5 protein-coding genes are annotated in these 4786 nt (G+C 68.9%); 3 read left to right on the forward strand and 2 right to left on the reverse strand.

Annotated elements, in window-relative coordinates:
- Positions 1-14: 14 nt before the first annotated feature.
- Together HW578_RS22990 and HW578_RS22995 are read right to left on the reverse strand one after the other, a co-directional pair.
- On the reverse strand, positions 15-905 hold the full coding sequence (locus HW578_RS22990) for an AAA family ATPase (protein ID WP_198373044.1): 891 nt from the start codon (positions 903-905) through the stop codon (positions 15-17).
- Between the two features lie 46 nt (positions 906-951).
- Positions 952-1575 (reverse strand): SRPBCC family protein, encoded by a 624-nt coding sequence (locus HW578_RS22995; RefSeq protein WP_198373045.1) that lies wholly within the window; start codon positions 1573-1575, stop codon positions 952-954.
- 143 nt (positions 1576-1718) lie between these two features.
- Here HW578_RS22995 and HW578_RS23000 point away from each other — a divergent pair, with 143 nt between their 5' ends.
- The 3 genes from HW578_RS23000 to HW578_RS23010 all read left to right on the forward strand — a co-directional run bounded on the left by HW578_RS23000 (position 1719) and on the right by HW578_RS23010 (position 4537).
- On the forward strand, positions 1719-3134 hold the full coding sequence (locus HW578_RS23000; protein ID WP_232479226.1) for a sodium:proton antiporter: 1416 nt from the start codon (positions 1719-1721) through the stop codon (positions 3132-3134).
- 66 nt (positions 3135-3200) lie between these two features.
- Positions 3201-4121, forward strand: a complete 921-nt coding sequence (prpB, locus tag HW578_RS23005; protein ID WP_198373046.1) for a methylisocitrate lyase — start codon at positions 3201-3203, stop codon at positions 4119-4121.
- 104 nt (positions 4122-4225) lie between these two features.
- Positions 4226-4537: a hypothetical protein gene (locus HW578_RS23010; protein WP_198373047.1), complete on the forward strand. Its 312-nt coding sequence runs from the start codon at positions 4226-4228 to the stop codon at positions 4535-4537.
- Positions 4538-4786: the final 249 nt, after the last annotated feature.

Raw genomic sequence — 4786 nt, forward strand, 5'->3', positions numbered from 1 at the left:
CCCGCGCCCGGGCGTCATCCCGCCGCCTCGGCGATCAGGCGCGCCGCCTCGGCGCCGCGCAGCTTCGCGATGTCGTCCTGGTATTTCAGCAGCACGCCGAGCGTCTCGTCGACCGCGCCCGGTTCGAGTTCCTTCGCGTCCAGCGCGCTCAGCGCCTGCGCCCAGTCGATCGTCTCGGCCACGCCGGGCAGCTTGAAGTAGTCGCCCTGCCGGACCTTCTGTACGAAGGCCACGATCTGCGCGGAAAGCTTCTCCGGCAGGCTTGGTGCGCGCAGCTGCAGGATGGCGCGTTCGCGCGCCGCGTCGGGATAGTTCACCCAGTGGTAGAGGCAGCGCCGGCGCACCGCGTCATGCACCTCGCGCGTGCGGTTCGAGGTGATGATCACGACCGGCGGCGTCATCGCGCGGATCGTGCCGAGCTCCGGGATGGTGATCTGGAAATCCGCCAGGATCTCGAGCAGGAAGGCCTCGAAGGGTTCGTCGGCGCGGTCGAGCTCGTCGATCAGCAGGACCGCGGGCTCGCCCTCCAGCGCCTGCAGCAGCGGGCGGGACTGCAGGAAGCGGCGGTCGTAGATGCCGCGCTCGAGCGCCTCGCGGTCGGTCTCGCCGGCCGCTTCCGCGAGGCGGATCGCCATCAACTGCTTCGCGTGGTTCCACTCATAGGCCGCGGCCGAGAGATCAAGCCCGTCATAGCACTGCAGCCGCACCAGGTGGCGCGGCAGCATCTTCGCGAGCACCTTCGCGATCTCGGTCTTGCCGGTGCCGGGCTCGCCCTCGAGGAACAGCGGGCGGCCCATGCGCAGCGCCAGGTGCACCGTGGTCGCGAGCGCGCGGTCCGCCACGTAGCCGCCGGCGGCGAGCAGCGCCTGCGTGGCCTCGACGCTGTCGGGAAGCGGCGCGGTCATCGCCGCGGTGCCGCGATGGGGGCGTGCACGGCGGCGCCGGTCCCGCTCACAGGAACATCAGCGCGAGAATGACGAGCCAGATCGCCCCGCCGATCCAGGCCATCAGCGGGATGCCGAGCGGCGCCTCGGGCAGCAGGTCGAAAATCGAGAGACCAGCCGGCGTGGTGATGGGCGCGCGCGGTGCGGCAGGCGCGGCGGCGGCGGGCGCGGCTTCCTCGGCCGGGGCCGGCGGCGTGAGGGCCGCGGCGAAGCGGTCGAAGAACTGGTCGGACATCTGCTTGGCGGTGCTGTCGATCAGCCGCGCGCCGAGCTGCGCCATCTTGCCGCCGACCTGCGCCTTCACCGTGTAGCGCAGCACCGTCTCCTCGGGCCCCACTTCCTCGAGCGCCACGTCGGCCCCGCCCTTGGCGAAGCCCATGGCGCCGCCATTGCCCTCGCCGCTGATGGTGTAGGAGGCGGGGGCGTTGATGTTCTCGAGCTTCACCTTGGCGCCGAACTTCGCCGCCATGGGGCCGATCTTGAGCGCGAGCTTCGCCTCGAAGGCGTCGTCGGCGGTGCGCGTGACGGATTCGCACCCGGGGATCGCGGCGCGCAGCATCTCGGGGTCGTTCAGCGCATCCCAGACCCGCGTGCGGGCGGCGGGAATGCGGCGCTCGCCGCTCATGTCCATCGCATTGTCTCCTGTCCGGCCCGCAACCTAGGGCCGGGGGCGGGGGTGGAAAAGGGGGGCCGCCCCCTTGTGGCCGGGGCGATGATCCTGCAAGCCACGGGCCGGGCCGGGACGGATGCCGGCCGCAACGCAAGACCGGACCGATGATGCGCCTCAGCCGCTCCCTTGCCGCGATCCCCGCCGTTGCCCTGGTGCTGGCGGCCGCCGCCCAGCCCGCCGCTGCAGCGGGCGTGTCCGGGGCCGGCATGTCCCTCGCCTGGGGCATCCCCTTCGCCGGGCTGCTGCTGTCGATCGCCATCATGCCGCTGGTGGCGGGGCATGTGTGGCACCACCACTACGGCAAGATCGCCGCGGGCTGGGGCGTGCTGCTGGTGATCCCCTTCGCGATCGTCTTCGGCCCACAGGCCGCCGCCGGCGAGGTCTGGCACATCGTCCTGCAGGAATACATCCCGTTCATCGCGCTGCTGCTGGCGCTGTATGTGACGGGCGGCGGGGTGCTGCTGAAAGGCGCGCTGGTCGGCACGCCCGCCACCAACACGGCGCTGCTGGCCTTCGGCACGGTGATCGCGTCGCTGATGGGCACGACCGGGGCCTCGATGCTGCTGATCCGCCCGGTGTTGCGCGCCAACGCCTTCCGCAAGCGCAAGACGCACACCTTCGTCTTCTTCATCTTCCTGGTGAGCAATATCGGCGGCTCGCTCACGCCGCTCGGCGATCCGCCGCTGTATCTGGGCTTCCTCAAGGGCGTGTCGTTCTTCTGGACCACCACGCACCTGTTCAGCGAATTCCTCACCTGCGCGATCATCCTGCTCGCCGTCTACTACGTCCTCGACAGCCTGGCATGGGCGCGGGAGAAGCCGGTGGTCCCGGACACCGGCGCGCGCGAGCCGCTCAAGGTCGAGGGGCTGGTCAACCTCGCGCTGATCGGCGTGGTGGTGGCGATGGTTCTGGTGCAGGGTTACTGGCGCCCGGGCGATGCGCATCTGCTGGGCGAGACCATCGGCATCGAGCGGCTGGTCGGCGTCGCGGTGTTCCTGGCCATCGCCTGGGTGTCGATGCGCCTGACCGGCACCGAGCTGCGCGTGGCGAACGGCTTCGCCTGGGGCGCGATCCTGGAGGTGGCGAAGCTGTTCGCCGCGATCTTCATCACCATGGCGCCGGTGCTGGCCATCCTGCGCGCGGGCAGCGAGGGCGCCGCCGCGCCGCTGGTGGCGATGACCACGGATGCGGCCGGGCAGCCGGTCCCGTGGGTGTTCTTCTGGCTGAGCGGCCTGCTCTCATCCTTCCTCGACAACGCGCCGACCTACCTGGTGTTCTTCAACCTCGCGGGCGGCGACCCGGGCTTCCTGATGACCCAGGGCGCGCTGACGCTCGCGGCCATCTCCTGCGGCGCGGTGTTCATGGGGGCCAATTCCTACATCGGCAATGCGCCCAACTTCATGGTCAAGGCGATCGTCGAGGAATACGGCGAACGCATGCCCTCATTCTTCGGCTATTGCGGCTGGGCGTTGGTGTTCCTGATCCCGCTGTTCGTCCTGGTGACGCTGATCTTCTTCTGAGCGCCACGGCTGGGAAGCGCGCCGCGGCTGGACTATAGGCAGGGCTCGCCGCGAGGGAGCCCTGCCATGCCATATGTGATCGCCGACGACCTGCCCGAGGAACCGGCCGGGCTGCGCTTCCGCCGCATGCTCGAAGCACCGGGCATCCTGCAGATGCCGGGCGCGCATCTGGGCATCTCGGCACTGCTCGCGAAGAAGGCGGGGTTCGAGGCGCTCTACATGTCGGGTGCTGCAATGTCCGCCACGATGGGCCTGCCCGACCTCGGCATGATCACGGTGGACGATGTCGCCTGGCACATCCGCCAGGTGGTGCGCGCCTCCGGCCTGCCGGTGCTGGTCGACGGCGACACCGGCTATGGCGAGGCGCTCAACGTCATGCACATGGTCCGCTGCTTCGAGGAAGCCGGGGCAGGGGCCGTGCACCTCGAGGACCAGCTGCTGCCCAAGAAGTGCGGGCACCTCAACGACAAGAAGCTGGCAAGCGCCGAGGACATGGCGGCGAAGGTGGCGGCGGCGCGGCGTGCGCGTCGGCACCTGGTCATCATCGCGCGCACCGATGCGGCCGCGAGCGAGGGGATCGAGGGCGCGGTGGCGCGCGCGCGGATGTATCTCGATGCAGGGGCGGATGCGATCTTCCCCGAGGCGCTGACGACGCGCGAGATGTTCGTGGAATTCGCGCAGCGCATGCCCGGCGTGAAGCTGCTGGCGAACATGACCGAGTTCGGCCGCACGCCCTTCTTCACGGCGGCGGAGTTCGAGGCGATGGGCTACGCCATGGTGATCTGGCCGGTCAGCCACCTGCGCGTCGCCGCGCGCGGCATGGAGGAGCTGTATGCCGCGATCCGCCGCGACGGCGGCACGCAGAACATGGTTGGGCGCATGCAGACCCGCGCCCAGCTGTATGAGACGATCGGCTACCACGACTATGAGGCGCTGGATGCGAGCCTGATCCGCACCGTGGTGCCGGAGGGCATGCCGCAGGGGTGAGTTGTACCCTTCGCATGCTCCTATGCTGTTAGGGCAACACCTCCAGCAACGCCGACCACCCCACGTATCTAAGTATCGAAATATATTGCGCGCTGCATAGGAATATGGATCACCTGTTTGCAAGGCTTCCTCTGGCAAAATCGGCGGTCGGCGCAATCGATGGTGCTTGCATGAGATACGATCGTTTTGCCGTATCGGCGATGGCCGTCACGTGTGGCTTGTCTTTTGTTCCTCCTGCGTCGGCTAAGTTGCCGAGCGGGCTCTACTTCGGCGCAGGACTGGGCATTTCTTGGCTGTATGAGGGCAACCAGCCAGTTGCCCCGATGGCGAATTCGGGACTTTCGACGCCAAGCGATCATTTCCGGATGGGGTGGGAGCCTGGCTTCATCGGAGACCTCTGCGAAACGCCTGGCTGATGGCGGTGAGTGCTGATTCTCTCGTGCCGTTGGAGTGACGAAGAGGCGGGGATGGGTCAGCGTCGGATCGGACAGGCGAGCTTGGCGGAGGCGCTTCTGCCGGCAGGGGCGGGTTCCAATCATCGTCTGGACTGCATTGTCGGCCTGATCGACTGGGCGCCGATGGAGCGCCTGCTGGCGCCGCTGCGCGCACCCACCGGCCGGCCCGGCTACCCGCCGCTGGCGCTGTTCCGCGCGCTGCTGCTGGCG

The sequence above is a fragment of the Roseomonas rosulenta genome, from assembly GCF_016106005.1.
Lineage (GTDB): Bacteria > Pseudomonadota > Alphaproteobacteria > Acetobacterales > Acetobacteraceae > Neoroseomonas > Neoroseomonas rosulenta.